Raw genomic sequence first — 26,570 nt, 5'->3', positions numbered from 1 at the left:
GGTGATGCGTTAAGAAAAAAGGTGTTCACGTTCAGCCAGAATGGGCGTTCACGTTCGCCGGAATATGCATCTGGTTGTCACAATCGATGTTCACTATCGGGTCCTCATTCGATGATGGGGGCACTATGCTCAGAACGGTTCGCAGTAGGATTCTCTTCTTTTTATTTCTTTCGGTCTTTGCGCTCTCGGCTGTTGCCCTGTTGTCCTGGTCAATCATCATCAAGGCGGAAGACGCCGCAGAACAACTGATACAGAACCGCCTGACAGAATCCTGGTTGCTGAACGATCTGGAACAGGATCTGCGCCATTTGCAGGATCTTTCCTTCAAGATCAAGGGCCAGTTGTTGCTTTGGGATGAAATCGAGGAGGAATTCGCCGCACTATCAGAGTCGATTCCCGCCAAGTGGAGCGCTGTTAAACAGAATGCGCAATTGAGCCAGTGGGCCGAGGAACATGAGAGTGTTTATGAGCCTGTAGGTTTGTACCTTGAAAAACTGGGGAAGGGAATCCGCGAGAAAAGCTACTATCAGGCAGGTAAAACGGTGGATTTTCAGCTCTTTCCTGCCTTGTCGCCAATGCTTGAGAGCATCAGTGCGCGGGAGGTGACCAGTCGTGCCCGGATTGGTCAGGAATCCAGCGAACTGCTGGAGTATCTCGGCAGTCAGCAGGTGTCTCTGATCACCGGCTTCATCGTCTTTCTGCTGGGCATTGTGCTGATGGCCCTATGGCTGAGAAAACTCGTGATCATCCGGCTGCAGCGTATCGAACAGGATCTTCGCCTGATGGATGAGTGTTCGGACCTCGCCAATACCCCGAAACTGACCGGTTCGGATGAAGTGGCGGGGGTTGCTGCCGCCCTGGTTAGCCTGGTGGGCCGGTTTGAGGCGTTCATCGGCGATATCCGGGTGGCGTCACAAAGCGTCAATGATAGATCGGCGCGTCTTGATTCCCAGGCCGAAGAGCTGGAGTCCGCCTCCCAAACTACCCATCGCCAGATTCAGGATGTGACTGACTCAATGAAGGCAATTGCCGATCAGGCCTCCGCGATCGAGGCATCCACCGGCGGGTCCAGGGAGACCATCCAGGAAGCAGTCAGTGCAAACGCGGATATTCAGTCCGGTCTGAGAAAGAGTGAAACCGCGGCGGAGCACACGGTGGAAGTCATTGCTCGGGTATCCGGGTCCATACACGAGCTGACGGAATCAACGCTCAAGATCGAAAAGGTTATTGACGTGATTACGGACATAGCGGAGCAGACGAATCTGCTGGCCCTGAATGCTGCGATAGAGGCAGCAAGAGCGGGCGAACACGGGCGCGGGTTTGCGGTTGTTGCTGATGAAGTCCGCACGCTGTCAAAGCGCACTGCCGATTCCACCGGAGAAATCCGCCAGTGGGTAGGGAATCTGGTTGAAGTCGTTGAGGGCGTTGAGCATCAAATTTCAGAGATGAAAGACGCCGGACTCGGTAATCGCCAGACGCTGGAGGAACTGAAGGCCCACCTGATCTCCATGAACCATCGGTTTTCGGATCTGGAGCTTCGCAGCGCCACCATCAATGATGCACTGAGGCTTCAACGTGAGGAAATCGACCGGGTTGGCCACCGGTCCTCCGCGCTTGACGCCCACGCGGCAACGCTGGCCCAGAGTGTCGCTGGCAGCAGGGAGGTCAGCGCGGCATTGAAACAGGAAGCGCTTTCAATGAGGGGCCTTACAGCCCGGTTTCGAACCTCTGCTGATTGTTGAAAGTTTCGGATCTCTAGACATCTCAGAGTTTACAAGCCAGCAACCCACAGCTTTTGCAGGTGCCTTATCCGAGCAAAACCAATGGCCGAAGCAGGGTTCCGCCCAAACTCAACCACAGGCAACCGCCTCAAAATAACAAACACAATTTCGGCCCGAGGCCTTGGCTTCATATAATGCCTTGTCGGCCCGGTTGACGGCGCTCTCCACTGACTCCATGGCGGCATTCACTTCTGTAAGCCCCAGGCTGACCGTAACCCGCACACCACTCCCATCGACACCTTCAACGGACTGTGCTTGAACGGCCTTACGAATACGTTCGGCGTAGCCCCGGGCCTCTGCATAATCCGCACCGGGCAGAAGAATAACAAACTCTTCACCGCCAAATCGGGCGACCAGATCCTGGTCCCGGCTGAACTGCCGGAAAATGTCTGCCATATTCATCAACACCAGATCACCGATATTATGGCCGTGGGTGTCGTTTACCGCTTTGAAATGGTCAATATCGAGAGCAATAACTGAGAGCGATTGCCCGGCTGCCCTCGCCTGCTCAACCATATACTCACCCTCTGTCATAAAATGCCGTCGGTTATAGAGCCGGGTAAGTGGATCGGTGGCCGCCTGCCGTTTGAGCTCACCCTGCCTAGAGCGGATATCTTCCAGCACTTTTATTCGGTAAGAGATGATGAACGCGAGCGTTAGCGCCTCCAGTACGATACCAATCCCGACACCGTGACTGTTGATATAACTGGGCTCGATCAATCCTTTGTAGTAGATCACCGCAAACCCGTTGAACACCACGAAGAAGGTATGGCCGACAAGAAAGAACTTCACCAGAGGATGCCCCTTGCGAAACAGGGAGATGCTTACTGAAAAGGTCACCACCATCATCAGCGCTGCAAGACTGCTCGCAGGCTTCAAGGCCATTGCAATATCGAACAGGCCGTATGAAAACGTGACCACCAGTAAAGCCAGCATCCCTTGCAGAATCCGGTGTTCCGTAGGGTAGAACTTCCGCGTCTCGAATATCGCCATCATAAACAGTATCAGGAAGATCGGCATGGTGATCAGCGACAGGTTGAGCACAAAAACGGCATCGCCATAGGCATTGAAGGCTTTGGCAATCAGCCCGTAGGAAAGCGCGATCCATACCAGCCCAGAAATCAGATACAGCGAATAGAAAATGTTCTCTTTCTTGCTGGTGGCGAAGTAAAGCAGGCCGTTGTAGAACACCAGTGCCAACATCATTCCGACCAGAAGCGCGATGTCCAGGTGGCCGCCGACCAGCGCTTTCCGAGACTGTTCATCGTCGTAGATCTTCAACGAAAACCATTGATGGGAATACACATGACTGCGGACATATAGAGACGTGGTTTCCCCCGACGGTACCGTAAATGGGTAGACCACCGTACCCCGATACATCAGTGGATGGTCACTTGCATCATTAAGATCAACGGATGCCTGATCGACAAGATTGTCAGCGCGTTCCTCAAAGACATCGATCGAACGCACGTGATAGGCCTTGGGCAAGTGCAGAAAAAGCGACCTGGATTCAGCGCCCGGGTTGTGCAGTGCCACCCGGTACCAGGTCACCGTCGCCCGTGTGCCAAGTGTTGTGGTGCTGGTGGTTTCCCGAAAGGCTTGCTTGTGAATCGCCTCATAATCCAGCGACTGGAAATCGTCGATGAAATACTCGACCGTGAAATCTGTTAACTGGCCTCCTTGCTGACTAAGGTCCAGGGCCACCGGCGATGCCTGGGCTGAAATACCGGCTATCCACAAAAAGAAAAAACACAAAACCGCTCGGTGGGGAGGCATTTAGGGTGTCCTTACACCTTAAAAGGCTGAAGTCTAGCACCTGCCGCTGGAACAAAACGATTGCTTTTATCGCGTTTTGCGTGAGTTTCTGTAGCCTCCCCCTCTTTTTGATACCTGAAAGTTTGTGGAGATTGATGCCTTCGGCAGGTCAATCCAGCCGTTCCATTCTCCAATAAAACATCCCCGATTTTTTCCCGAGGATGGTTGCCGATATATGCGTGTCACTGGGCTTGTCCGCAAGCCCGTAGCACACATGCAAAGGCAGAAGGTGTTCTTCCCGGGGGTGGCAGAAGCGGGCGTGGGGCGCTCGCTCCCAGTGAGCCAGGCGCTCACCACGTTCCGATTCCTGCAGGGCGGTATCACTACACGTCTCTTCCAGCCAGTCCTCGAAAGCCTGATTACGAGCCCGAATCTCCGGCGTATCTCTCGCGAAAAACGCCCGCATGTTATGGAACGAGAACCCAGAGCCGATCACGAGCAGGTTGGCGTAGTCCAGCCCCTGCAAAGCACGACCAATCGCCAAGTGGGTGCTGGCATCCAGACTGTTTACCAGGGACAGCTGCACGCATGGGATATCCGCATCCGGATACATCAGCTTGAGCGGCACGAACAGGCCGTGATCAAAGCCCCTTCGATCATCAAGTTGCGCTGGCATTCCAGACTGTTCCAACGCCTGGTAAACCTGCCGCGCCAGCCCCGGCTCTCCCAGGCAGGGATACTCGATACTGTAGGCCTCCGGCGGGAAGTCATAGTAATCGTAGATGAGCTGCGGACTGGCCCCCGAGGTGATCATCGGCACTGACTCCTCCCAGTGGGCGCTGATAACCAGTATAGCCGACGGTTTGTGAAGCCTGTCGGCAAGCTCCGTGAGCCGCTCCACCATTTCACGGTGACCGGGATCCCCCAACAGCGGCATTGGCCCGCCGCCATGGGAAATGAACAGCACATCGGTTTCAGTTTTCATGGCGGTTGCTCCTGTGTTCAGAGTTGGCCCGGCCCTGCCGGCACAATACCCGTCGGGTTCAGCGCCTTGCTGGAGTAATACCCGGCCTTGATGCGATCAAGGTTGACCGTACTGCGTGAACGGTCTCAGTATAGGGGGCCTCAACTCCGTCGTCCGTGACAGGCGCCGGATCATCGGGTGCGAACCGATCAAACACCGATAAGTGGTGTTGATCGCGCGCCACCGCCAGTGAGGGCTGGATATTCTTATCCCTGCACGCCTGGACATTGGCTTTGCTGAAGTACCCTGTATCGGCCAGCAGATCCGTAACGGTGCCGAGGGCCGGGCTGCGGTGGTTTAGGGGTCACACTGGACATGCCCGAGATGGATCTGCAAGATATCAGCGGCCAAAGCAGGGCATTGTTGCGGATACTGGCCGGCGCACTGATCGCGGTGGGCCTGTGGATGCTCTGGGCCAACGTGTTTCCTGCCTTTCGGTTTCTCGACGAGATCGTACTCTGGACCGTTGCGCCGTTGACCGAAGGCGGCCCGGCCCTGGCTGTGACCCTGGAAGACCTGTTGGTTTCGCTGCTGCTGGGTGTGGCAACGGTTATGGCGGCCCGGAACCTGCCCGGCACTTTGGAGGTGGCGTTGCTCAGCCGAATGAACCTGGCGCCGGGCTCCGGTTATGCAATCACCACGCTGGTGACTTACATCATCGTCATCATTGGCGTGGTGGTGACTCTGGGTGCCCTGGGCGCCCAGTGGTCCAAACTTCAGTGGCTGGTTGCCGCCCTGGGTGTGGGGCTCGGGTTCGGGTTACAGGAGATCGTTGCCAATTTTGTCTCGGGCATCATCATCCTGTTCGAGCGGCCTATTCGGGTAGGGGACACTGTGACCGTCGGTGGTAATACCGGCACCGTGGCAAGAATTCGTATCCGGGCGACCACGTTGATCGACTGGGACCGGAAAGAGCAGATCATTCCCAACAAGACCTTCGTGACCCAGGACATTACCAACTGGACGCTGTCGGATCCCATCATCCGTGTCATCGTGCGCGTGGGCGTGGCCTACGGTTCGGACATCGACACAGTTCACGATCTGCTCAACGAGGTCGCCACTGCCAACAACCGGGTGGTGACGGACCCGCCACCGGCGGTGTTTTGCGTGGCACTGGCGGACAGCGGCATCAACTTTGAAATGCGAGTGTTCGCGAACTCCATGCTCGACATCATGCCGTTATCCCATGAGTTGTACGCCGCCATCACCCGGACATTGGGCGAGGCAGGCATCGAGATTCCGTTCCCGCAGCGGGACATTCATATAAGAACGGAGGCCCAGGGTGCACGAGGCAATGAACGCAAAGACGACTAGCGAGGCGAAAACATAACTATCGGACAGGCACAGCGCGGCCCCCTGCGCGGCATGAATCCTGTTGTATTTTTCGCGCCTGTGTCGCCCTGAATTGTGGACAGGCCATCAAACGTCCCGGTGCTGAAAATCACCGGATGTCCCCGCGTGCCTTTATAAACCGGCCGCCAGACGCAGGAGCCCGGAGTTTCTGAAAAGCGCTGGATTGGGCCCGAAATATGGCTTGGCTTGATTAACGGCATGTCGCCGAGACAAGTCATCACGCCATCGGGAGGCCTGCCTTCAGTGGTTTTTCGAAGGCCGGCAAAAAGAGAGCCGGACATACCCTCGGCGGGCGCGTCATTCCCTAAGAATTCCACCTTCCGGCCTTCCAGCGCCCGGATCAGAGCTTCTCCCTGGTGGCCGATAACCACGATAACTCTTGAAGCCTGCATCGACCTTTATATCAACCCCGGCTGTGCTGGAATATCGGCTGCGCGCTGGAACGATAGGCTGAAGTCATCTCAGCCAGGATCGAAATCGCGATTTCAGCGGGCGTTTTTGCGTTTATATCCAGCCCTACCGGACCATGGATATTCGAAACCTCCTCGTTAAAACCCATGCCCAGAAGCTGTTCGATTCTCTGGTCGTGGGTCTTCCGGCTGCCAAGGGCTCCCAGGTAAAAACAGTCGCGCTTCAGCAATGTTGCGAGAATGCGGGACTCCCATTCGTGCTCATGAAATAAAAGCACAGCGGCGGTCCAGGGGTCCGTTGGTGGGCAGTGAAATACACCGGGGTGCTCAAGCTTGCGGATCTCAATGCCCTCCCCTGAACAGGCATCGAGTGTCGATGAGTCGGGCGACATCACCACCACCTCGTAATCGCTGGCCGCAGCTATCCTGGCGAGTGCCGGTGTGTTAGGCCCCTTCCCGGCAATCAGGAGCCGACGGGGCGGCAGGTACCAGCGGCGAAAGGTGTTCTCGGCCAATGCCTGGTCCGGGCTTGTCACCCAATGGTGGCGCCTGCTATCCAGCTCCGTGTCCAGTGCCAGGGGCACCCGGGCTCCGAGCGACTCCGCCACTCCAAGAGCCATGGAGTCGGTGATGCCCACATCGATGTGGAGCTCTATCGCCGCGCCGCAGGGCAGCCGGATATCCAAATAGGGAGACCCCGCTCCGAGCAAGAGAATGCGGTTGGCCCCCGCCTTCATGGCGGCGATCGCCTCCGAAACAATCACCGACTCCGCGCAGCCCCCGGTCAGGTGTCCCGCATAACGGCCATCCTCTGCCACCGCCATCTGACTGCCCAGCGGCCTCGGGGCAGAGCCCCTGTTACTGATCAGCGTTACCAGTGCAGTGGATTGGTTTTCCTGACGCAGCCTGAGCAGATCACCCACAATATTTTCAGAGCATTTCATCATGTGCTTTCAATCTGTTTGGACATCGGGAGCAGTTGCCGTTCATCGAACGGCTGATCGTAGCCTGCTGAACAAAAAATGTGTAGGATCAAATGAACCCGCGGCCTCAGACTAAAAGCCGTTACGCCGAAGTAGCAACCGGGGTCCGAGAGGTCTAGGCTGTAGGGTCATCGACCGCCCCGGCCCCGCGATGAGCGTAGTAACAGGCTGGCGCGGCACAAACAGCCAAGAAGGGAGGCATTGCTATGGCCGTCAAATTTCAGCTCAACGGCAAACAGGTATCCGCTGACGTTGAGCCGGACACTCCCCTTCTCTGGGTAATCCGGGACACCTTCGGTCTCACCGGCACCAAGTTCGGCTGCGGAATTGCCCAGTGCGGCGCCTGTACGGTCCACTTGAACGGCCTGACCCGGCGCTCATGCGTGACCCCGGTCTCCCAGGTGGACGGCGGCATGGTCACCACCATTGAAGGGCTGGACGGCAAGGAAGCCAGAGCCATCCAGGACGCATGGGTGGGCATTGACGTGCCCCAGTGCGGCTTCTGCCAGTCCGGCCAGGTGATGTCCGCGACCGCCCTGTTGAAAGAAATCCCCAACCCCAGCGACGACAACATCGATCAAGCCATGGCGGGCAACATCTGCCGCTGCGCGACCTATGTCCGGATCCGCAAGGCCATCCACAACGCTGCCGATACGCTGGAGGGCTAAGCAATGACCGATCGAATTTTCAGAGCCAATCTTTCCCCGGCCACCGCAGACAGCCATCGTCCCGGCGACAACCCAACTGACCGGGCTGCCGCCAGTCCGGGCCTCTCCCGCCGCGGTTTTCTTCAAGGCACTGCGGCTGCGGCTGTAAGCCTCGTCATCGGCGTGCATTTGCCGGGAAAAGCGCGGGCCCAGGCCGCCGCATCGGCCGAAGGCAGACCGGCGGCTTTTGCCCCCAACGCATTTGTCCGGGTCGCGCCTGACAATACCGTGACAGTCATGATCAAGCACATTGAGTTCGGCCAGGGTCCGGCCACCGGCCTTTCCACGCTGGTGGCCGAAGAGCTGGACGCCGACTGGGGGCAGATGCGGGCAGAGCTTGCCCCGGCGGATACCGAGAAATACGTCAATCACCTGTTTGGCCTTCAGGGCACCGGCGGCTCCACCGCCATGGCCAATTCCTACGAACAGATGCGCAAAGCCGGCGCCGCGGCGCGCGCCATGCTGGTTCAGGCCGCAGCCAATCGCTGGGGTGTGAATGTCGGCGAGGTTACTGTCAGCAAGGGCACCGTCAGCCACGCCGCCAGCGGAAAAAGCCTCAGCTTCGGCGATCTGGCCGGCGAAGCCGCCAAACTGGAAGCTCCGGCCGACCCCAAGCTGAAAAGCCCGGACCAGTTCAACCTGATCGGCACCAAGGTCCGCAAGCTGGACACCCTGGACAAGACCAACGGCACGCAGATTTTCACCCTGGACCTGTATCCGGAGAACATGGTCACCGCCACCATCCTGCACCCGCCGCAGTTCGGCGCCACCGTTGCCTCGGTGGATGCCAGCAAGGCCCGCAAGATCAAAGGCGTCATAGACATCAAGACCGTGCCGTCGGGTGTTGCCGTCTACGCAGACAACACCTTCGCCGCCCTGAAAGGCCGCAAGGCCCTGGAAGTTACCTGGGACGCCAGCAAAGCCGAGACACGCTCCACCCGCCAGATGGAACAGGATTACAGCAAGGCCGCGCAAAAGCCCGGGCTCAACGCCAGGAACGACGGTAATGCGGAAAAAGGTCTGGCGGATGCGGATACGGTAATCGAGGCAGAGTATTTCTTTCCGTTTCTCGCTCATGCCCCCATGGAAACCCTGGATGCCGTCATGCAGTTCAAGGATGGCAAAGTGACGGCCTGGCTGGGCTCCCAGATCCAGACTCTGGACGTCGGTGCCCTGTCGAACGTTTTCGGTGTGGATAAGAGCAATATCACGCTCTATACCCAATACGCCGGCGGCAGCTTCGGTCGACGGGCCCAGCCTGGCGGCGAGTTTGCCGCCGAGGCGGCCGAGGTCACCAAAGCATTAGGCTCGGACCGGCCGGTCAAGCTGATGTGGACCCGGGAGAATGATATTCAGGGCGGCCGATACCGCCCGCTCGCGATCCATAAAGTGCGCGGCGGTCTGGACAAGGATGGCAATATCATCGGCTGGGATCAGCAAATCGCCGTGCAATCCTTCATGAAAGGAACGGCCTTCGAAAGCGGCATGTTCGAAGACGGCATCGATGCCAGCGCGGTCGAAGGTTCGCGGGCCATGCCCTATGGCATTACCAACCTGCGCATTGGTCAGCACCTTATGGAAAACGGTGTCAGTGCGCTCTGGTGGCGCTCGGTGGAACACACCCACAACGCTTATGCCAACGAAACCTTTCTCGATGAGCTTCTGGAAAAAGCCGGCAAGGACCCCGTCGAGGGGCGCCTTGCGCTGCTTGGCGACAAGCATCCGCGTCACCGCGGCGTCCTTGAAAAAGTCGCGAAAATGGCTGATTCCGCCGGACCAGTTTCTTCCGGGCGCCAGCGCGGCGTTGCCCTGCACAAGAGCTTCGGCTCCTTTGTCGCCCAGATCGCAGAAGTCTCCGATAACGGTAACGGCGAACCCAGGGTCCACAAGGTTTGGTGCGCCGTGGACTGTGGCGTTGCGGTCAACCCGGATGTGATCGCCGCGCAGATGGAAGGGGGTATTGGCTTTGGTATAGGCGCGGTGCTTTACGATGCCATCACCCTGAGCGAAGGCGGCTATGTTGAGCAGTCCAACTTTGACCGCTACCGATCCCTGCGCATCAACGAAATGCCGGACGTCGAGGTGTCGGTCATCCAGTCCACGGAAGCGCCCACCGGCGTTGGTGAGCCGGGCACGCCGCCCTCCGGGCCGGCCATTGCGAACGCCTGGCGGCGCCTGACCGGCAAGAGCGTCTATCGCCTGCCTCTTGTCCCTATCAACGTCTGAGGAGCTGACACCATGCAACACGTTGTATATTCACTGGCCGGTGCCAGCCTTATTGCGGCCATGGCGTTTCTGACCCCGGGCGCGTCCAGCGTCGCGAGCGAGAACGGCACCAGTAACGAAACCCTCAAGTCGCCGGAGGCGTTCAAGAGCATCAGCGACAAGGGCGAACGCTCCGTGGCGCTGTTCAATGAAATGGGTAAAGTCATCACTCACCCCCGCTGCATGAATTGCCATCCCAGGGGCGACAGTCCCCTGCAGGGCATGAACATGCAAAAACACCAGCCCCCGGTGGTCCGGGGCGCCGGCGGCATGGGCGCGCCCGCTATGAGGTGCTCAACCTGCCACGGCGCGGAAAATGTCCCCTTTACGGGCAGCGAGGGATCCATACCCGGCCACGAAGTTTGGCGACTCGCCCCACCTGAACAGGCCTGGGTAGGCAAGAGCCTGGGTGAGATATGCCGCCAGCTCAAGGATCAGAAGCGCAGCCACATGACCCTGGCAGAATTGCAGAAACATAACGCCACCGATGGCCTGGTGGGATGGGGCTGGAATCCCGGCGACGGCCGCACACCGGTGCCCGGCAGCCAGAAGGTTTTTGGCGCGCTCACCCAGGCCTGGATCGAGACCGGGGCGGAGTGCCCGGACGTCTGATCGGCAGGCCTCTGAAAAGTCAGTGGCACGCCGACGGTCGTAGCCGATAGCCCACGCCGGTCGCTGTCTCGACCAGCGTGGACTGGCTTCCCAGTTTGCGCCTGAGAGTGCGCACCACGGCGTCAACGACATTGCTCCCGCCCTGATAGTTTGTTCCCCACACTTGCTGCAGAAGCTCACCGCGGGACACTGCCTTACCCTGACGCACGACCAGATGCTGCATCACGCCAAACTCCAGCGGAGTGAGGCTGACAGGGCCTTCCGCCACTACCAGTTCGCGCGCCTCCACATCCAGCAAGGCAGGAGCTCGCTTAACCCCGAGTTCCGCCGCAGCAAGATCCGCCTCGAGACCACAAAACAAGAGATCGAGTCCGCGCATCGTCCGCTTCCCCGAGCCATGTCGTCAGGCGATGGCCCAGCCGGCATCATCCATTGCCGCCCTGGCGGCCTCGGCTCCCGATAGCTCTCCCCTCCACCGGGAGGCGTCGAGGCGTCGTCCCGTCACCCCGTCCGACGCGTCCGAGGCAAGCCAGAGAAGCGGCGGGACAATGATCGCGGGATCGAGCAAGCCGGTTCGCGCCTCTTGCGGGAGACCGTCCGGGATCATGCCTGTCGCCGTCGCGCCGCCGGGGAGAAGACCGTTCACCGTGACCCCAGTGCCGTTCAAGTCCTGCGCCCAGATGATCGTCTCGGATTCCAGCGCCGCCTTGGACGGGCCGTAGGGCGAGAAGCCGCGCCGCCGCATGGTGGCGTGATTCATCGTGATATTGACGATGCGTCCGCGACCGGCGGCGATCATCAGCGGGGCTGCCGCCCGCGCCATCAGGAACGGCCCGTTCACGTTCGTGTCGATCACCATGCGCCAGACGTCCGGGTCGGTCTCCCAGAATCGGGCCGGCTCGGTCAGGAAGCGATCGCTGACATACTTCATCCCGCGACCGGCGTTGTTCACAAGCATGTCGAGCCGCCCGAAGCGGTCACGCGCCATGGCGACGACGCGGGCGCAGTCTTCTTCGCGCGTGACATCGGCGAGTATCGGAACAACCCGGTCGTTCCCGGCCTCGCGGGCCACGGCCTCGATTTCGGTCGCCTCGCGCGATGCGGTCGTGATGACCCGCGCCCCCGCCGCCGCAAGGCCCAGCACCATCGCGCGGCCCAACCCGCGGCCACCGCCGGTGACGATCGCGACCTGGCCCTCGAGTCGCTCGCCGCTCATCGGTTCAGCGCCTGCATCTGGGGTGCGGCATAGCGCGTGCCTGCGGCCGCGCCGGACGGCAGAATGCTGTCGATCCGGGCAAGATCCTCGGCCGTGATCCGCACGTCGAGCGCCCCCACATTCTCCTCCAGTCGGCTGCGCTTCTTGGTGCCGGGGATGGGCACGATGTCCTCGCCCTGCGCTAGCAGCCAGGCCAGCGCGAGCTGGGACGGCCTGCAGCCCTTCTCCTGCGCCATCGTCTCGATCTCCTGCACCAGATCGAGGTTCTTCTGGAAGTTCTCGCCCTGGAAGCGCGGCGAGCTGCGGCGGTAGTCGTCCTCGGCGAGATCCTCAATGCGGCGGATCTGCCCGGTGAGGAAGCCGCGTCCGAGCGGGCTGTAGGGGACATAGCCGATGCCCAGCTCGCGTACCGTCGGCAGGATCTCGTTCTCCGGCTCGCGGCTCCAGAGCGAATATTCGGTCTGGAGCGCGGTGATCGGGTGGACGGCGTGCGCGCGCCGGATGGTTTCCGGCGCGGCCTCCGACAGGCCGAGGTAGCGGACCTTGCCGGCCTTGACGAGCTCGGCCATGGCGCCCACCGTTTCCTCGATCGGCGTGTTCGGGTCCACCCGGTGCTGGTAATAGAGGTCGATATGGTCCACCCCGAGCCGCTTCAGCGATGCATCGCAAGCCTGGCGCACATATTCCGCGTCGCCGCGAATGCCGAGAAATTCGCCGTTCTTGCCGCGGACGTTCCCGAACTTGGTCGCCAGCACGACCTTGTCGCGGCGGTCGGCGATTGCCTTGCCGATCAGAACTTCGTTGGTGAATGGGCCATACATGTCGGCGGTATCGAGGAATGTGACGCCAAGATCAAGCGCGCGGTGGATGGTCGCGACCGCCTCGGCCTCGTCGCGACCGCTATAGAATTCCGACATTCCCATGCAGCCTAGGCCGAGGGCAGAAACCTCGAGCCCCTGCGAACCGAGCTTGCGCGTCTGCATCTGTGTCTCCTTTTCCTTTGTGTGTCGCGTACAATGACCGCTTGGCCAAAGATGTTCCTCTGCCGGGGCACGCTTATCAGACAGCGATTTGCGCCGGGCATGATGCTATTCTAACCCCCGTGGCGGCCTCGGTTTCAAGGGCTTTCTCCTCGGCCTAGCCGGCGAAGACCTTGATTCAGGTATAAATCCCATTTTCATTAAAATCGGGCTTCTATAAGATAAGTCTTACGACAACCCGCAGGAGGACGTTTCATGACACTGAGAATCGGACAGACCACACCGGATTTCACAGCAGAAACCACTGAAGGCAAGATCAACTTCCACGAATGGATCAGCGACAGCTGGTGCATCCTGTTCTCCCACCCCAAGGACTTTACGCCGGTATGCACCACTGAGCTGGGCTACATGGCGAAGCTCAAGCCGGAATTCGACAAGCGCAACACCAAGATCATCGGCCTGTCCGTGGACCCGGTTGATAACCACGCCAGCTGGTCCAAGGACATCGAGGAAACCCAGGGCACGGCCCCCAACTACCCGATGATCGGTGACACCGACCTGAATGTTGCCCAGAAGTACGACATGCTGCCGGCCGACGAAGAAGGCGAAGCGGAAGGCCGCACCCCGGCTGACAACGCCACCGTGCGTTCCGTGTTCATCATCGGACCGGACAAGAAGATCAAGGCCATGCTCACCTACCCGATGACCTCCGGCCGCGATTTCAACGAAATCCTGCGCCTGCTCGACTCCTGCCAGTTGACCGCCAAGGAAACCGTGGCAACACCGGTCAACTGGAAGTATGGCGAGGACGTAATCATTCCGCCGAGCGTCAGCGACGAGGAAGCCAAGCAGAAGTACCCGGAAGGCTTCAAAACCCTCAAGCCTTATCTGCGCACCGTCAAGCAGCCGCAGTAAACACGACGGCATCACGACAAAAACCCGGCCAAGGCCCAAGCCGTTCATCTAAAGTGGATCTGGTTTAGCCCGGCTGGGCAAGCAAGAGGGTCGGTGGATTTTTCCACTGGCCCTTTTTTATGAGCTGGCCTTCGTGTATTTATCCAGGTAGATGATCTTTTCCAGAACTACCTGGCCTTTTGACAGAACCAGACGCATCGCCGGAGTTTTACCTTTATCATTCGTTTTGCAGTAGTTGTAATAAACCCGGTAGATATCTCCAAGCTGGCTGTAATCCCCTCGAACCTCTCGGGAACTCTCGGCCAATCCTTTTGGCAAGATTTCTTTCTCATGAAAAAAGGCACCATACTGCCTGGATGTTCAGTAGTATAGCGCCCTCTCCGGGATGCCAGACTTCACGCACCATCTACTCGGAAACAAACGCCTCATGAAAAACCCGGGGCGAGCGATCCGCATCCACAATCCCGGAGCGCACCAGAAAATCCCCGAAACCTTCACCATCCTCACGCTCAGCCGCAAACCGCTCAAACATCGGCTTCAGAATCGACAGAATGGTCTCCTCATCAATGTTCTCGCGGTAAAGGCGGTTCATGCGTTCACCCTTGGTGTCACCGCCCAGATAAAGATTGTACTTGCCCAGGGCCTTGCCCGTCAGGCCGATCTCCGCCACATAAGGCCGGGCGCAGCCATTGGGACAGCCGGTAACGCGGACGTTGATCTGGGTGTCGGCAATGCCTGCCTCCTCCATCATGGCGTCCAGCTTGCGCGTCAGCTCCGGCAGGTAGCGTTCCGATTCCGCCATGGCCAGCCCACAGGTCGGAAACGCCACGCAGGACATGGCGTTGCGTTTCATCGGGCTGCTCCGGGAGCCGTCGTCCAGCCCGTATTGATCCACCAGTGCCTGTATACGCTGCTTCTGATCCGGCGTGACATTGGCAATCACCAGGTTCTGGTTGCAGGTAATGCGGAACTCACCGATGTGGACCCTGGCGATCTCACGCAGCGCGGTACGCAGCGAGTAACCGTCGAAGTCTGCAATCCGCCCGCTCTGAATCATCAGCGTGAGATGGCTGTTGCCGTTCTCGCCCTCGACCCACCCAAAGCGGTCCCCGTTATTATCGAAATGGTAGGGCCTGGCGTCCTCCATGGACTCGCCACGGTATTCCGCGAATTTCTCGTGGAACCAGTCCATGCCATAATCATCCAGGGTGTACTTGAAGCGGGCGTGGGACCGGTTGGTCCGCGAGCCGAAATCACGTTGTATTGCGGTGATCGCCTCACAGGCATCCGCCGCCTGATCCGGAGGAACAAAGCCCGCCACCCTGCCCAGGCGCGGATAGGTTTCGGGCTCGCCGTAGGTCGTGCCCAGCCCCCCGCCGACGGAGATGTTGAAGCCGCGGATTTCGCCGCTTTCCACGATGGCGATCAGGCCAATGTCGTTGGCGAACACATCGCAGTCGTTCTCCGGCGGTACCGCCAGGGCAATCTTGAACTTGCGCGGCAGGTAGTAATAGCTGTAGAAGGGTTCCTCTTCCTCCTCGCCCACGCGGTGCACGCATTCCTCGCCCAGCCAGATCTCGGCATAGGCCGAGGAGCGCCACATCAGCCGTTGACTGATCTCGGCCGATAGACGATGGATCTCGGCATGAACCTGGGATTCGTGCGGGTTAACGTTCGATACCACGTTGCGGTTGACGTCACCGCAGGCGCCCCTGGAATCAATCCCCAGCTTGTTCACCTTCTGGATCAGAGGCCTGAGCTTGTTCTTGAACACGCCGTGGAACTGGAAGGTCTGGCGCGTAGTCAGGCGCAACGTGTGGTTGGCGCATTCATCCGCCACCTCGTCCAGGCCCAGCCACTGTTGCGGCGTCAGGACACCGCCGGGCAGCCGCAGACGCACCATGAACATGTACAGCGGCTCCAGCTTTTGGCGGCGGCGCTCGTCGCGCACGTCGCGGTCGTCCTGCTGGTAGCTGCCATGGAACTTGGTCAGGTTGGTGTCCGCGTCCGCGATGGCACCCGTGGCTTCATCCGCCAGGCATTCGGCTATGGTGCCGCGCAGATAGCGGCTCTCGCGCTTGATGATTTCCGCTTTTGGGAGTTCGTCGGCCATCAGTACACATCCCGTTGGTAACGTTTTTCGCGAGCCAGCTCCCGCAGGTATTCGGTCGCTTCTTCGCGGCTCTTGCCGCCCTCCTCGGCAATCACGTCGATCAGGGCCTCGTTCACGTCCGGAGCCATCGCGTCCGCGTCACCGCACACATAGAGGTAGGCGCCGTCCTGCAGCCAGCTCCAGATCTCGGTGGACTGCTCACGGATCCGGTGCTGGACGTAGACCTTTTGCTCCTGGTCCCTGGAGAAGGCCACCGTGATGTGATCGAGCAGCCCCTGGCGACGCCAGTTGAGCCATTCCGCCTGATAGAGGAAATCCGCGCGGAACTGCTGCTCACCGAAAAACAACCAGTTCCGGCCCTTGGCGCCGCGCTCCTCCCGTTCCTGCATAAAGGCCCTGAAGGGGGCAACGCCGGTGCCGGGCCCTACCATAATTATGGGGGCGTCATCGTCGTCCGGCAACTTGAAGTTCTTATTCGGGTCGATATAGACCGGCACTGTCGCATCGTCCTCGATGCGATCGGAGAGCCAGGTCGATGCCACGCCCTCGCGTTCGCGGCCATGGGTCTCGTAGCGGACAGCGGCAACCGTGACGTGGACTTCGTCCTCGACCTGGGCCTGGCTGGAGGCAATGGAATACAGCCTCGGCGGGAGCTTCCTGAGCATACCCGTGAGCGTGTCCGCGCCCAGGGCCTCGACCGGCCAGGTTTCGATCAGGTCCAGCAGGTCACGGCCGCGCATCCATTCGGTTAGCGTGCTGTGGTTGTCCACCATTTTCTGCAGCTCGTCATCACCGCTGTAGGCGGCCCACTGCTCCATGAGCGGGAGCGTCAGCACGGTAATCTCGCGGTAGTGCTGCAGCGCCTCGGAGAGCGTGGTTTCGGTCTCGCCCAGGGAGACGGACTCGTCGGGGTCCAGTCCCAGCTTCTCGATGATGGCGGCAACCAGCTTCGGATTGTTCTGGGGATAAACCCCCACCGCGTCGCCGGGCTGGTAGTGAAGACCGGATTCCTCGAGCGAGAATTCGAGGTGCCGGGTTTCCTTGTTCGAACCGCGCCCGTTGAGTACCAGGTTCTCCAGGACCGGTGCCGGGAAGGGGTTTCTGCGGTCGTACCTGGCCTTCGCCGTTGCAACACCGGCTCCGGGAGCCGCCCCCGCCGTCTGGGCCGTCGCGCCGGCCTTCTCTTCGATGGCGCCCAGGATGGATTCGATCCAGGCCTCGGCCGGGTCGTCGTAGTCCACGTCGCAGTCGACGCGCTCGGTCAGCCGTGTGGCACCGAGTTCCTCGAAGCGGGTATCGAAATCCTTGCCGGTCTGGCAGAAATGCTCATAGGTGGTATCGCCGAGCGCCAGGACACCGTAGTTCACGCCCTTGAGGCCGGGAGCCTTGCGGCCGTGCAGGAATTCGTGGAAATCCAGGGCGTTGTCGGGCGGGTCGCCTTCGCCGTGGGTGGACGCCAGCACGGCCACGAAGGTCTCGCTCTTGAGCTGGCGGGGCTTGTAGTCCGCCATATCGACGATCTTAACGTTAATGCCGCGCGCGCTGGCCTGCTCGCCCAGCATTTCGGCCACGCCTTCGGCATTCCCCGTCTGCGAGCCATACAGAATGGTCAGTGACGGAGCTTCCGCGCTTGCGCCGGGCGCTGGCGCAGCCGCGGCCCCCGCCGCGGGCTGACCGGTCTGGGCCGCTCGCCACCCGGCCAGATAGCCGGAAAGCCAGTCGACCTGATGATCTTCCAGACCCTTGAGCAGCTCATTGAGCTGGCGGGCCTGCTCATCCGTCAGGGGTGAGTTCTGGGACGTAAGTTCCATCAGGAATAGACACCATTACCACATAATCGATCGGCAGCATGATAACAGGGGCCGGTTATCGATTTAACCCATTGTTCGCTTCAGCAATATGGGTTTTACCGATATACGTTAATGGCTGGGTAAGCCAATCGAGTAGGGTGAGGCGTCACCGCCTCATCCCTCTCACAGAACCGTACATACGGACCACGTATACGGCTCATGCCATCAACTTACCCCGAACTCGGGGACAGAGATCTCTGATTTCAGCAGGAAGCTCACTTAGCGGTAGGCGCTGCACGTCCAACCCGAGATCTTTAACCCCACCTTCTCCAGTCCTCTCATCGAGAACTGTCTCAAGCCCATCACCTGTTTGATAATTCCGAGCACGGGCTCCACCGTTTGTTTTCGCAGTGCATACAGTGCTCGTCCAGATTGGGTTGTTAACTGGTATTTCATTTGTATCACCGGGTCGTCCGTGACAGGCGCCGGATCATCGGGTGCGAACCGGGCGGGGTCTTCAGCACCATGCATCAGGTCCGTCAGGCCATGGCGCTGAGTGTTCGCCGGAAGCGGGTCAGGGCCAAGCCAAAAAGGATACTCCCGATAACGGCGATGGCCAGAAATTGCGGCCACACGGTGGCGAGGCCCGCGCCACGATACAGAATGGCCTGGGCCAGCATTACAAAGTGGGTGTTGGGCGCCGCGAGCATGATGTACTGGACGGCCTCCGGCATGCTCTCGCGCGGCGTCGAGCCCCCGGAGAGCATCTGCAGCGGCAGCAGCACCAGCATCAGCAGCAAGGCGAACTGCGGCATGGAGCGGGCGACGGTGCCCAGGAAGATGCCCATCGAGGTGGTCGCGAACAGATGCAGCGCCGTCCCGACCAGGAACAACGCGAGCGAGCCTTCGATCGGCACGGACAGCCAACCCTGCACCACCGCAGTCAGTGCGAAGGCGGTGGCGGCAAGGACGACCAGCGCCATCGCCCATACCTTGCTGCTCATGATCTCGAAAGGCGTGACCGGCATGACCAGCAGATGCTCGACGGTGCCGTGCTCGCGCTCGCGGATCAGCGCCGCGCCGGTGAGGACGATGGAGAGCATGGTCACGTTATTGATGACCTGCATGATGGCGCCGAACCACGACTTGTTGAGCTGGGGATTGAAGCGCATCCGCAGCGCCAGATCGACCGGCAACTCCGGAACCTCGCGATAACGCTGCGCGAAGGCGCGCACCTCGTCGGTGACGATGGTCTGGATATAGCCGCTGCCGGTAAATGCCTGGCTCATGCGCGTGGCATCGACGTTGAGCTGGACCGTGGGCCGCCGCCCTGCCAGCAGGTCACGCTGGAAGTTCGGCGGGATGTCGAGGGCGAAGGTGTCGAGGCCGGCATCCATGCGGACATCCATCTCGGCCTGGTCGATCACCTCGGGGAGAACAAAGTACGGCGGGTAAAAGGCGCTGACGATGCGCCAGGACAGCGGCGAGCGATCCTCGTTCACCACCGCGATCGGCGCCTTGTTGAGGGTCTCCGGCATGGCCGTGGCCGCCGTGTAGACCGACAGGGTGAAGGCGTAGACAATCAACACCAGCATGATCGGGTCGCGGACAAGGCTGCGCAACTCCTTGACACCGAGATGGCAAATATTGGCAAGGCGCATGGACTATCGCTCCTGCTTCTTGAGCAGCGCGGCGGACAGCCCGATCAGGACCGGCACGGCCAGCGCCAGCGGGAGAAAGGCGCCATGCAGGTCGGAGAAGTTGAGGGCCTTCGAGAAGGTGCCGCGCGCGATCGTCAGGAAATGCGTGGTCGGATAGACCTCGCCGATCAGCCGGCCCATCCCTTCCAGGGACGAGACCGGGTCGATCATGCCGGAGAAGTTCGCCGCCGGCAGGATGGTGAGCACCGCCGTGCCGAAGATCGCCGCGATCTGGCTGCGCATGAAGGTGGAGATCAGCAGCCCCACGGCCGTGGCGGCACCAACATAGAGCAGCGCACCCGCCGCCAGCGTCAGGAAGCTGCCCTTCAGCGGCACGCCGAAGACGGTCACCGCGAGCAGCGTCAGCAGCAGGAAGCTCAGGAAGGACAGGACCACGTAAGGGAACTGCTTGCCGAGCAGGAACTCGAGCCGCGTGGTCGGCGTGACGTAGAAGTTGGTGATCGAGCCGAGCTCCTTCTCGCGCACCACGCTGAGCGCCGCGAGCATGGCCGGGATCAGCATGAGCAGCAGCGGGATCACCGCCGGTACCATCGCCACCAGGCTCTTGACGTCCGGGTTATAGCGGAACCGGGTCTCGATATTGACGAGCCCCGCCAAAGCCTCGCCGTAGCCAGCCTCGCGTGCCTTGGTCGCCAGCCAGTGGGCATGAATCCCCTGCACATAGCCGCGGACGGTCTCGCCCCGTGTCGGCATGGCGCCGTCGATCCAGGCGCCGATCTCGACCCGCCGGCCCCGGGCGATGTCGCGCGCGAAGCCCGGCGGGATCTCGATCGCCAGACTGATGTCGCCCTCGCGCATACGCCGGTCGAGATCGGCATAACCGGTAATCGGCGGCCGCTCGACGAAGTACCGGGAGCCGGCGATGTTGAGCGTATAGTCGCGGCTGACGGTGGTCTGGTCGCGATCCAGCACCGCGAAGGTCAGATCCTCAACATCGAGGCTGATCCCATAGCCCATCACGAACATGAGGATGACGCTGCCGAGCAGCGCCAGCGTCAGCCGGATGGGATCGCGGCGCAGCTCCAACCCTTCACGCCGGGCGTGGCTGATCATGCGCCGGGGATCGAACATGCGCCGCCAGCCCTGAGGTTCGCCATGACCTCCCGACGCGTTAACCGTATCGAGTGACGCTGTTTGCTCCTCTCCGGCTTCGCCCTCCCCCGACGCCTCCTCCAGATGCGCGACGAATGCCTCTTCCAGGGTCTCTGCGCCCCGCTGCTGCACGATATTCGCCGGCGTGTCGGTGACCAGCACCCGGCCCGCATGCATCAGCGAGATGCGGTCGCAGCGCTCAGCCTCGTTCATGAAGTGCGTGGAAATGAAGATGGTCACCCCGTCACGGCGCGACAGCTCGACCAGCCTGCGCCAGAAGGCGTCGCGCGCGACCGGGTCGACACCCGAGGTGGGCTCGTCGAGGATCAGCATCTCAGGCTTGTGGATCATGGCCACCGCCAGCGACAGGCGCTGCCGGTGGCCGAGGGGCAGCCGGCCCGGCAGGCTGTCGATCACAGCCGCCAGATCGAAACGTTCAACCATGTCGTCCACGCGCCCTGAAACCTCGGCAGCGGGCACGTGGAACAGCCGGGCATGCAGCTCCAGGTTCTGCCGCACCGTCAGCTCGGTGTAGAGCGAGAAGAACTGCGACATGTAGCCGACCCGGCGCCGGGTCGCGAGGTCGTGCGGGTCCACCTCGTGTCCGAACAGCCAGGCGCGGCCTTCGCTCGGCGGCAGGAGGCCGGTCAGCATCTTCATGGTCGTGGTCTTGCCGCAGCCGTTGGAGCCGAGAAAACCGAAGATCTCACCCCGTGGGACACGCAGGTTCACATGATCGACCGCGGTGAACTCGCCGAAGCGCATGGTCAGATCCCGGGCCTCGATGGCGGCATCGCCATCGTCTTCCGGCCGCGGCGGAATCTCGACCGCCCGATAATCCCGGCGCTTGTCTTCCGGCAGCAGCCGGATGAAGGCTGCCTCCAGCGACTCCGCCCCCGTGCTGTGCAGCAGGCCTTCGGGCGTATCGCTGGCCAGCACCCGCCCATCGTCCATCGCCGCCAGCCAGTCGAAACGCGCCGCCTCCTCCATATAGGCCGTGGCCACCAGCACGCTCATGCCCGGCCGGGAACGACGGATGCCGGCGATCAACTCCCAGAACTGGCGTCGTGAGAGGGGGTCGACACCGGTGGTCGGCTCGTCGAGGATGAGCAGGTCCGGGTCGTGGATCAGCGCGCAGCAGAGGCCGAGCTTCTGCTTCATCCCGCCGGATAGCTTGCCCGCCGCCCGATCGAGAAACGGCTTGAGACCGGTGGCCCATGTCAGCGCCTCAATGCGGCGCGCCCGTTCGCCGCCGTCATGCCCGAACAGGCGTCCGAAGAAGTCGAGGTTCTCGAACACTGTGAGCGTCGGATAGAGGTTCCGCCCCAGGCCCTGCGGCATGTAAGCGATGCGCGGGCCGACTCCGCGGCGATGGCGCGCATCAGCCATGTCGCCGCCGAGCACCGCGACCTGTCCCGTCTGGACCGCGCGGGCGCCGGCGACCAGCGCCAGCAGGCTCGACTTGCCGACCCCGTCCGGGCCGATCAGCCCGGCCATGAAGCCCCCCGGGATATCGATGGTAACCTCGTCGAGCGCACGCACCTTGCCGTAACGCAGGGACACATCCCGCAGGCGGGCAACCGGCGCGGCAGACCCCCCGCCATCCTCGACCTGTGCATGTGCCTCCCGGCTCATTGCGGCAGTCTCGTCTGCAGTTCAGGCGGCCAATCCACCCGCGGGTCGAGCTGCACATAGGCCATGCCCGGCAGGCCGGTCTTGACCTGGAGGAGGTGCTCTCTGAGCAGGTCCGGGGCGATCCGCGCTTTGATGCGGAACATCAGCTTCTGGCGCTCTTCTTGCGTCTCCACCGTCTTGGGCGTGAACTGCGCGACGTCCGCCACGAAGGAGATTTCGGTCGGGATCACGTATTGCGGGGCGGCGTCGAGCACGAGCCGCGCCTCGGCCCCGAGCGCGATCCGCCCGGCCTGTTCCGTCGGCAGGAAGAAGGTCATGTACACATCGGTGAGATCGACCATGTTCAGTACCACGCCGCCCGGGGAGAGAACCTCACCGGGCTGAGCGACGCGGTACTGGACACGCCCGTCACGCGGCGATTTCAGCACGCTGTCGTCGATATCCGCCTGAATGCGCTGGAGGGTGGCCCGCGCCGCTTCCACCGAGGCCTCCGCAGCAATGACATCCGACCTGGCCCGCCCTATGGCGGCTTGCGCGGCCGCCGCCTGAGCCTCCGCGGCACCGACCGCAGCCTTCGCCGCCGCAGCCGCGGCACGGTCGTCGTCGAGCTGCGCCTCGGAGGCGGCATTTTTTGAGGCGAGCTCCCGGGTGCGGACAAGCCGTTTTTGCGCGGCGTCGAGCTCAGCCTTCCTCTGGGCTATAAACGCCTCGGCGGCCTGCCTCTCGGCCTCACGCTGGGTCACCAGGCTTTGCGCGGTCTCGATGCCGATGAGCGCCCGTTGCAACTGCGCCTCGGCCTCCCGGAGCTGCGCCTCCAGGACGGCCGTGTCCATTTTCGCCAAGACCTGGCCGGCGCGGACGAAGTCGCCCTCGTTGACCAGGATCTCCCGGATCCGGCCTGCGGTCCTGGCCGCGATATCGATCTCGACCGCCTCGATCCGGCCGTTTCCGGCGGCGAATCCGTCGGGCAAGTCCTGCGGTTGAAAATGCCACCAAGCCCAAACACCCAGCCCAATGACAATCGCAGCGGCGACGCCTCGAATACCTGCTTTCATGAATTTTTTCACGTCTTGGATTGCTCCACGCCAGTTGGCTCACTCATTCTTGACCATTGAATTCAGGCTGAGCGAGATCTTTGTAGACCCACATCTTAAGCTATACCTTACGCACGAATCACAGCAATTAGGCTGACCCACATCATTTTTGTCGACAAGTCTCCGGGCGAGATCTCCAGGATGATCCCCTGCGCAATATACCGTGGGTTGAATAGTGACACCCCCGTTCTGACCCCGACCCCGTTTTAGGTCCACCCAGAGTTGGAAAAATCCGGCTCCAACGATCTCAGCCAATTCACTTGGGTTGCTGCTTGGAGTAAGCGAGATAGGTGTAAAAGGGGAACCCGCAGAGTTCGGAAAAAATCGTACGCTAAGGTTTTCCGAGTCGCCGTAGCGGACTGAACTTGCCGCCTTCCAGCTTGCGGCTCTGTCGCCAAACGGAATCGTTGGGTAGGTTAATGTGCTCCCACCCCAGTGGCGAGAGGTATTGCAGCAAGTCACCCCCCCAAACGGTGTGCCGACCTCGCCCTGCGCCTGGGTGGCACGCTCCAGGTACACGATGTTCCACAGAACGATGGCGACCGTCACCAGGTTGAGGCCGCTGGCCCGGTAGCGTTGTTGCTCGCAGCTCCGATCCCTGACCTTGCCGAGATGGTTGAAGAATACCCGCCCTGGCCAGGGCGTTGCGCGCCTCGCCCTTGTTCAACCTGGCATGTACGGCGCTGCGCAACTCCACACTTTGCAACCAGTCTGTCCAGGATGAACAGCGTGCGTTCGATTCTGCCCAACTCGCGCAGGGCCACGACCAGGCTGTTCTGGCGAGGATAACGCCGAGCTTGCGCAGCATCAGCGAGGCAGTGACAGTGCCCTGATTGATCTACGCGGCCAGCCGCAGAATCTCGTCCCAGTGAGCCGGGCTCTGGGGATATTTTCTCGTTTGGCCAAGTGGATATCCTGAACGCCAAGGTGTCCAGGTCAGGTGACGTGGATGCCAGCGAGCTCATGGCTCGAACCGGCGGAAATCTGTTCGTGGCTGGTTCTGGTGATATCGACGCCCATATTACCACGGCAGTCAGTGTAGTAGCGCCCATGTAACGGGTTCTGGAGACATTGTGGTGCGAAGTAACCCGGCAACGCGGGATCACTCTATCACCGGCTCCGGAGACGTTAATTTCAAACGAGAGTAGGGAGGAACCTGCCATGTCAGCCCCCCCACCAAAACCCGTTCAGTTACTACTCATCTGCGGGTCGATTTGGCTGAGCGAGTCAATGACATTGCCGCCCGCCTGGAACGTTCCAAGAAGTGGATCATAAAACAGGTCTTTTGCCGCCGCACGGACGGTGCAGCAACTCACGGACGCGCCAACCACGCTACTGACTAACCCGCGCATCGGCGAGCGCCTGGAAGAGTTCGAGCCTCGTGATGTGCGGCGGATTCTGGTCGGGCATTACGAGATGCGTTACGAGATTGTTGGCGAAATAATCTACCTGCTGCGCTTGTGGCACACACACGAGGACCGCTAATACGGGGTTAACGGAGATGGTGCAGGCATCGCGGATTCCTATGCTCGAATGCCTGACACACCTTAGCGTACGATTTTTTGCGAATTCTGCGGTCACCCCTACTCCACTAACAGGGTGGGCTGAGTTCGATGGCAAAATGGCACTATGAGGTGGTGCCATCTTCTGGAGAATGGCTTCCTTACGCTCCGGGGAGTAATGGAGTATGGTTGTCCTTTAAAATCATCAGGCGACAACTACGCTGACACATAGGGATACCCGTATGTCCACAGCTCGTAGAATAAGCTCCCTGCTAAGCAGAGACAGAGTTCATCAACCAAACCCGAAATATACGCAGGCTGCAGTTCTGATAGGGATAGTTCAGACTCCATCTGGCGAACAAGTAATTTTCAATCGAAGAGCCTCGAGCATGAACAATCATGCTAGCGAGATCTGTTTACCAGGCGGTGTACTTGAATGTATTGATCACGGCTCACACACTGATGCAGCATTGCGAGAGGCCAATGAGGAAATAGGACTACCGAAGGAGAATGTTCAGGTTATCGGGGTACTTGAGAGCTATGTCACCAGTCAACACATAGAGGTAACCCCAATAGTAGCAATAGTCAGGCGACCCACCGAATGGATTTTACAGACACATGAGGTTGAAGAAGTCGTGGAGTTACCCCTAAGCACCTTCCTCGAAGCAAGAAATTACAGGCATATTTCCAAGTCATACTACGGTAGAGAGGTTAACACTGTTTCGATCACATGTAACTCTTGCGAAATATGGGGGCTTACGGCGAAAATCATGATGCAGCTACAGCAACTTGTAGATCAGGACTCAAATTAAGTCTATGATTCCCTGGTATCTCGAGCAGCAAGTTTGTTTGCAATGGTTTCTGCATGACTCCGCAGAATACCTGCCACTTCTTTTATCTTTTCCTCGCCGAGCCTCACAGAGGGGGCAGACATTGAAATGGCGGCTTGCAGGTGATATTCCTCGCTGGCCGGCAAGGGAATGGCAACTGCAACACAGCACAGGCCACGCTCAAACTCTTGGCTGTCCACAGAGTAGCCCTGAGTCCGGATTTGATCCAGTTCTTTTAGAAGCTGTTTAGAAGTCCCGATTGTAGAATCGGTATACTTTTTAAAAGAACAGGCCTTGGCGTATTGTTTGCGTCTATCGTCTGGCAAACTGGATAACAGCACTTTGCCTACTCCCGTGCAATAAGCCGGTAGTCGTACGCCCATTCGAGTTCTGATCGTGAGGCTCCTTACACCCTCACCTTTCGCCACATAGCAGACTTCATCATTGTCCAGAATTGCAGCGTGGATAGTTTCGCCAAACTGATCGGCCAGTTCGTCTACGTGAGGTTGAACAATACTGTTCATCGCGTCAACCACCGAAACACGCCCTCCAAGAGTAAACAACAAAAGCCCCAGCTCGAAATAACCATCTGGCATTTTTACGACGGCCCCTACCTGCTGTAACGTTGTCAGAAACCGATGAGCGGTGGCAATGTTGATGTCCAGCTTTCTCGCTACCTGAGACAGCGTAAGCTTCTCGCCGGCGTAGGAAAAAGCGTTTAATATCTGAAAAGCTTTTATGACCGAGTTATTTACTGGAGTCGCCAAATTGTCTCTTCCCAAAAGTGCAGTA

The 26,570-nt window shown here is 60.1% G+C and carries 21 protein-coding genes and 4 pseudogenes; 9 read left to right on the top strand and 16 right to left on the bottom strand.

All coding sequences use genetic code 11. The features are described 5' to 3' along the window. Positions 1-125: 125 nt before the first annotated feature. On the top strand, positions 126-1,742 hold the full coding sequence (locus QPM17_RS19340) for a methyl-accepting chemotaxis protein (RefSeq protein WP_285392973.1): 1,617 nt from the start codon (positions 126-128) through the stop codon (positions 1,740-1,742). 108 nt (positions 1,743-1,850) lie between these two features. On the opposite strand, the gene QPM17_RS19335 is transcribed toward QPM17_RS19340, so the two are convergent. Together QPM17_RS19335 and QPM17_RS19330 are read right to left on the bottom strand one after the other, a co-directional pair. Continuing rightward, the gene (locus QPM17_RS19335) at positions 1,851-3,557 is read right to left on the bottom strand and encodes a sensor domain-containing diguanylate cyclase (RefSeq protein ID WP_285392971.1); all 1,707 of its coding nucleotides are present in this window, start codon (positions 3,555-3,557) and stop codon (positions 1,851-1,853) included. A gap of 148 nt (positions 3,558-3,705) precedes the next feature. After that, a complete protein-coding gene (locus tag QPM17_RS19330) occupies positions 3,706-4,521 on the bottom strand; it encodes a DODA-type extradiol aromatic ring-opening family dioxygenase (RefSeq protein ID WP_285392969.1) in 816 nt (271 codons plus the stop codon). 354 nt (positions 4,522-4,875) lie between these two features. On the opposite strand from QPM17_RS19330, the gene QPM17_RS19325 reads away from it, so the two are divergent. Then, on the top strand, positions 4,876-5,874 hold the full coding sequence (locus QPM17_RS19325; RefSeq protein ID WP_285392967.1) for a mechanosensitive ion channel domain-containing protein: 999 nt from the start codon (positions 4,876-4,878) through the stop codon (positions 5,872-5,874). Here QPM17_RS19325 and QPM17_RS19320 read toward each other — a convergent pair. Both QPM17_RS19320 and QPM17_RS19315 read right to left on the bottom strand, forming a co-directional pair. Further along, positions 5,871-6,305, bottom strand: coding sequence for a nucleotidyltransferase family protein (locus QPM17_RS19320; RefSeq protein WP_285392964.1), 435 nt, complete (start codon positions 6,303-6,305; stop codon positions 5,871-5,873). The genes QPM17_RS19325 and QPM17_RS19320 overlap by 4 nt on opposite strands. A gap of 11 nt (positions 6,306-6,316) precedes the next feature. After that, the gene (locus QPM17_RS19315) at positions 6,317-7,270 is read right to left on the bottom strand and encodes an XdhC family protein (RefSeq protein WP_285392962.1); all 954 of its coding nucleotides are present in this window, start codon (positions 7,268-7,270) and stop codon (positions 6,317-6,319) included. A gap of 242 nt (positions 7,271-7,512) precedes the next feature. Between QPM17_RS19315 and QPM17_RS19310 the strand changes: the two genes are divergently transcribed. From QPM17_RS19310 to QPM17_RS19300, 3 genes are read left to right on the top strand one after another with little or no spacing between them, the layout of a single operon-like run. After that, on the top strand, positions 7,513-7,974 hold the full coding sequence (locus tag QPM17_RS19310) for a (2Fe-2S)-binding protein (RefSeq protein ID WP_285392960.1): 462 nt from the start codon (positions 7,513-7,515) through the stop codon (positions 7,972-7,974). Between the two features lie 3 nt (positions 7,975-7,977). Beyond that, positions 7,978-10,239, top strand: coding sequence for a xanthine dehydrogenase family protein molybdopterin-binding subunit (locus QPM17_RS19305; RefSeq protein WP_285392959.1), 2,262 nt, complete (start codon positions 7,978-7,980; stop codon positions 10,237-10,239). Positions 10,240-10,251: 12 nt separating this feature from the next. After that, on the top strand, positions 10,252-10,890 hold the full coding sequence (locus tag QPM17_RS19300; RefSeq protein ID WP_285392957.1) for an Isoquinoline 1-oxidoreductase subunit: 639 nt from the start codon (positions 10,252-10,254) through the stop codon (positions 10,888-10,890). A gap of 19 nt (positions 10,891-10,909) precedes the next feature. On the opposite strand, the gene QPM17_RS19295 is transcribed toward QPM17_RS19300, so the two are convergent. Genes QPM17_RS19295 through QPM17_RS19285 form a run of 3 tightly spaced genes read right to left on the bottom strand, consistent with a single transcriptional unit; the run spans position 10,910 to position 13,089 of the window. After that, the gene (locus QPM17_RS19295; RefSeq protein ID WP_285392956.1) at positions 10,910-11,269 is read right to left on the bottom strand and encodes a winged helix-turn-helix domain-containing protein; all 360 of its coding nucleotides are present in this window, start codon (positions 11,267-11,269) and stop codon (positions 10,910-10,912) included. A 24-nt stretch (positions 11,270-11,293) separates the two neighbouring features. Then, positions 11,294-12,106 (bottom strand): SDR family NAD(P)-dependent oxidoreductase, encoded by an 813-nt coding sequence (locus tag QPM17_RS19290; protein ID WP_285392954.1) that lies wholly within the window; start codon positions 12,104-12,106, stop codon positions 11,294-11,296. Further along, positions 12,103-13,089 (bottom strand): aldo/keto reductase, encoded by a 987-nt coding sequence (locus tag QPM17_RS19285; RefSeq protein ID WP_285392952.1) that lies wholly within the window; start codon positions 13,087-13,089, stop codon positions 12,103-12,105. The genes QPM17_RS19290 and QPM17_RS19285 overlap by 4 nt, the downstream gene beginning before the upstream one ends. Positions 13,090-13,341: 252 nt before the next feature. On the opposite strand from QPM17_RS19285, the gene QPM17_RS19280 reads away from it, so the two are divergent. Continuing rightward, the gene (locus tag QPM17_RS19280; RefSeq protein ID WP_285392950.1) at positions 13,342-14,001 is read left to right on the top strand and encodes a peroxiredoxin; all 660 of its coding nucleotides are present in this window, start codon (positions 13,342-13,344) and stop codon (positions 13,999-14,001) included. A 406-nt stretch (positions 14,002-14,407) separates the two neighbouring features. Here QPM17_RS19280 and cysI read toward each other — a convergent pair whose 3' ends face one another. From cysI to QPM17_RS23825, 8 genes and pseudogenes are all read right to left on the bottom strand, one after another. Then, positions 14,408-16,114 carry an assimilatory sulfite reductase (NADPH) hemoprotein subunit gene (gene cysI / locus QPM17_RS19275; RefSeq protein WP_285392948.1) on the bottom strand — a complete coding sequence of 569 codons (1,707 nt, stop codon included), beginning with the start codon at positions 16,112-16,114 and terminating at the stop codon, positions 14,408-14,410. Then, positions 16,114-17,925: an assimilatory sulfite reductase (NADPH) flavoprotein subunit gene (locus QPM17_RS19270; RefSeq protein ID WP_285392946.1), complete on the bottom strand. Its 1,812-nt coding sequence runs from the start codon at positions 17,923-17,925 to the stop codon at positions 16,114-16,116. Before QPM17_RS19270 ends, cysI begins: the two co-directional genes overlap by 1 nt. A 258-nt stretch (positions 17,926-18,183) precedes the next feature. Continuing rightward, positions 18,184-18,399 (bottom strand): annotated as a pseudogene (locus QPM17_RS19265) (transposase); the annotation flags it as partial. Positions 18,400-18,443: 44 nt separating this feature from the next. Next, positions 18,444-19,565: an ABC transporter permease gene (locus QPM17_RS19260; protein ID WP_285392944.1), complete on the bottom strand. Its 1,122-nt coding sequence runs from the start codon at positions 19,563-19,565 to the stop codon at positions 18,444-18,446. A 3-nt stretch (positions 19,566-19,568) separates the two neighbouring features. Beyond that, positions 19,569-22,352 carry a ribosome-associated ATPase/putative transporter RbbA gene (gene rbbA, locus QPM17_RS19255; protein WP_285392942.1) on the bottom strand — a complete coding sequence of 928 codons (2,784 nt, stop codon included), beginning with the start codon at positions 22,350-22,352 and terminating at the stop codon, positions 19,569-19,571. Beyond that, on the bottom strand, positions 22,349-23,407 hold the full coding sequence (locus tag QPM17_RS19250; protein WP_285392978.1) for an HlyD family secretion protein: 1,059 nt from the start codon (positions 23,405-23,407) through the stop codon (positions 22,349-22,351). The genes rbbA and QPM17_RS19250 overlap by 4 nt, the downstream gene beginning before the upstream one ends. 39 nt (positions 23,408-23,446) lie before the next feature. Then, positions 23,447-24,016 (bottom strand): annotated as a pseudogene (locus tag QPM17_RS23830) (hypothetical protein); the annotation flags it as partial. A gap of 73 nt (positions 24,017-24,089) precedes the next feature. Then, positions 24,090-24,284, bottom strand: a pseudogene (locus QPM17_RS23825) (hypothetical protein); the annotation flags it as partial. A gap of 68 nt (positions 24,285-24,352) precedes the next feature. On the opposite strand from QPM17_RS23825, the gene QPM17_RS19240 reads away from it, so the two are divergent. The 3 genes and pseudogenes from QPM17_RS19240 (at position 24,353) to QPM17_RS19230 (ending at position 25,760) form a co-directional block, all read left to right on the top strand. Next, a complete protein-coding gene (locus tag QPM17_RS19240) occupies positions 24,353-24,502 on the top strand; it encodes a hypothetical protein (RefSeq protein ID WP_202336735.1) in 150 nt (49 codons plus the stop codon). Positions 24,503-24,733: 231 nt separating this feature from the next. Further along, positions 24,734-24,931 (top strand): annotated as a pseudogene (locus tag QPM17_RS19235) (type II toxin-antitoxin system RelE/ParE family toxin); the annotation flags it as partial. Between the two features lie 259 nt (positions 24,932-25,190). Then, positions 25,191-25,760, top strand: a complete 570-nt coding sequence (locus tag QPM17_RS19230) for an NUDIX hydrolase (RefSeq protein ID WP_150995250.1) — start codon at positions 25,191-25,193, stop codon at positions 25,758-25,760. Between the two features lie 2 nt (positions 25,761-25,762). On the opposite strand, the gene QPM17_RS19225 is transcribed toward QPM17_RS19230, so the two are convergent. After that, entirely contained in the window at positions 25,763-26,545 is a 783-nt protein-coding gene (locus QPM17_RS19225; RefSeq protein WP_150995251.1) for an IclR family transcriptional regulator, read from the bottom strand. Positions 26,546-26,570: the final 25 nt, after the last annotated feature.

The organism is Marinobacter azerbaijanicus (genome assembly GCF_030250645.1).
GTDB classification, from domain to species: domain Bacteria; phylum Pseudomonadota; class Gammaproteobacteria; order Pseudomonadales; family Oleiphilaceae; genus Marinobacter; species Marinobacter azerbaijanicus.
The sequence above is the reverse complement of the archived record's forward strand: the minus strand, read 5'-3'. Positions and strand labels throughout refer to the sequence as shown.